We start from the raw sequence: 2,715 nt of genomic DNA on the forward strand, positions 1-2,715 counted from the left end.
TCGGCCGCGCCGAGCGACGCCCCGCGGGGCCTGGGACCCGTGCGCAGCACCGGGGGAACGGCATCCACTCGCCCGCGCGTGGCCCCCGCGAGCGAGCCGACGCTGTTCTGACACCGCCCGCGCCACCGTTCATCGGCGCTATTTCGCACGACCCGACGCGCGCCGCACCCCATCGGCGCCACCGAATCCCCACCCACGCCGGCGCAGCCCCGCGCGACGGCGCCCCGTGTGCCCCTCCTCCCGCGCTTCATCGGCACCAAATGGCACGCCTCAACGCCCCCCCCGCAACACATTGGCGCCCCCGAATCCCCACCCACGCCGGCGCAGCCTCACTCCATGGCCCCCACCCTCCTTCCGCGCTTCATCGGCGCCAAATGGCACTAGTGAACGCGCCTTACAGCACTTCGACGCCACCGAAAATCACCCGGGGGTGCGACGGGAGACCGACTCAGGCGTCGTCGGCGGGTACGCGAAAGCCCCCGCCCGCGAGATGCGGACGGGGGCTCGTGCATCGGGTTTACGCCGTGACGTTCGAGAGCTGTCGACCCGACAGCTCCTCGAGCACGTCGTCGCCCAGCTGCGTCTCTTCGAACGGCGCCTCGATCTCGGCGCGGTCGAGCAGCTCGGTCATGCGACGACGGCGCTGACGCGTGATGAGCGTCACCACCGTGCCGCTACGACCCGCGCGACCGGTGCGGCCCGAGCGGTGCAGGTACGTCTTGTACTCGTCGGGAGCGTCCGCCTGGATGACCAGATCGATGTCATCGACGTGGATGCCGCGAGCGGCGACGTCGGTGGCCACAAGCACGTTGACGCGACCCGAGGTGAGCTTCTCGAGGTTGCGCGTGCGCTTCTGCTGATTCAGGTCGCCGTGGAGGGCGACCGCGGCGATACCCGCGTCGTCGAACTGCTCGGCCAGCATCTCGGCGTACGCGCGGGTGCGGGCGAAGACGAGCGTCTTGCCCTCGCGGTCGACGAGCGAGTCGAGGATCTGCGCCTTGTCGCGGTGCTCGATCACGAGCACACGGTGCTCGATGGTGCTCGACTCCTGGTCCTCACCGGCGACCTCGTAGACGGCCGGCTCCACGAGGAACTCGTCGACGAGCGCGGCGACCTCGCGGTCGAGCGTGGCCGAGAACAGCAGCTTCTGGCTGCCCGCGGCGGTCGCGCGCAGGATGCGCTGCACGGGCTCGAGGAAGCCGAGCTCGCACATGTGGTCGGCCTCATCCAGGACGGCCACCTGCACCTGCGAGAGGTCGAGCTTGCCCTGGTTGAGCAGGTCCTCGATGCGCCCGGGGGTGCCGATGATGATGTCGACGCCCTTCTTCAGCGCGCCGACCTGACGCGCCTGGGGCACGCCACCGTAGATCTGCGTGGTGAACAGTCCGACGCTGCGCGCGATGACCTGAACGGTGCGGTCGATCTGCAGGGCGAGCTCGCGGGTGGGGGCGAGGATCAGCGCCTTGGGGGCGCGGCCGAACTCGCGACGCTGACCGGCCTGAGCGCGCAGGATGCTCTCGACGAGCGGAGCACCGAAGGCGATCGTCTTGCCCGAGCCCGTGCGACCACGGGCCAGGACGTCGCGGCCCTTGAGGATGGGGGCGACGGTGGCCGCCTGGATCGGGAAGGGCTTCTCGGCTCCGAGGCCGGCGAGGGCGCGGACGATGTTGTCGCCCAGCCCCAGCTCGGCGAAGCCGGCGCCGGTCACGGTCGCGGCATCCACGGCCTCGGCCTGCAGGCGCTCGTGTACGACGTCGACGCGCTGCTCGTGCTCGGCGGAACGCTGGGGCGTCGCGTTCCAGTCGCTGCGGTTGGGGGCATCGGAACGGCGGGGGCGGTCGTCGAACGAACGAGCCGGACGGTCGCTGCGGTCGAACGAACGAGCCGGACGGCCGTTCCGGTCGAACGAACGAGCCGGACGGTCGCTGCGGTCGAACGAACGAGCCGGACGGTCGTTCCGGTCGAACGAACGAACCGGACGGTCATTGCGATCGAACGAACGAACCGGACGGTCATTGCGATCGAACGAACGAGCCGGACGGTCGCTCCGATCGAACGAACGAGCCGGACGGTCGCTCCGATCGAACGAACGAGCCGGACGGTCGCTCCGGTCGAACGAACGAGCCGGACGGTCACCGGCGTCACGACGGGGCCGCTCATCACGGTCGAACGAACGCGCCGGACGGTCGCTGCGATCGAACGAACGAGCCGGGCGCTCGCTCCGGTCGAAGGAGCGGGCCGGACGGTCGTCACGGTCGAACGAACGGGCGGGCCGGTCGTCGCGTGCCGACGAGCGGATGGTGCGCGCCTCGTCGCGACCGGCGCGCTCCGCGGAGCTCCAGCGGCGCTTTTCGGGCGCGGCCTCGGCCTCGGGCCGGTATCCGCGGTGGTTCGGGCTCTTGCTGCCGGGCTTGGCGGGACCCTCCGAACCAGGACGACGCTTGCGGTCCTGGAACGAGGTCTTCGCGCCGTAGCGGGGCTCGAAGTTCTTGGCGGCGCGGCCGCCGGCGGGCTTCTTGTTCTTGGGCATGGGGGACTTCCTGGGTTCTGTTCGCGCGAAACAGCGACACCGCTCGTAGCGGTGAGATACCCGGACATCCGTCGGCCGGGGGCCATTTCAGTGATGGTCGAGGCCGCGATCGCGTCCTGTCCATCGGCCCCTTGGACTCACAAACCCATCCGCGCATCACGCGCGGTGTCCAGAGCCGACCGCCC

At 70.5% G+C, this 2,715-nt stretch carries 1 protein-coding gene; it reads right to left on the minus strand.

Translation table 11 applies throughout. The annotated features are described in order from the left end of the window. Window positions 1–517: 517 nt before the first annotated feature. Window positions 518–2,530, minus strand: a complete 2,013-nt coding sequence (locus tag QZ433_RS02490) for a DEAD/DEAH box helicase (RefSeq protein WP_295779858.1) — start codon at window positions 2,528–2,530, stop codon at window positions 518–520. Window positions 2,531–2,715: the final 185 nt, after the last annotated feature.

This window comes from uncultured Microbacterium sp. (assembly GCF_913776565.1).
Classification (GTDB): domain Bacteria; phylum Actinomycetota; class Actinomycetes; order Actinomycetales; family Microbacteriaceae; genus Microbacterium.

Bases quoted from the DNA above. Each gene is read 5' to 3' on its own strand.
- QZ433_RS02490 (WP_295779858.1), bottom strand. From the start codon at position 2,530: ATGCCCAAGAACAAGAAGCCCGCCGGCGGCCGCGCCGCCAAGAACTTC.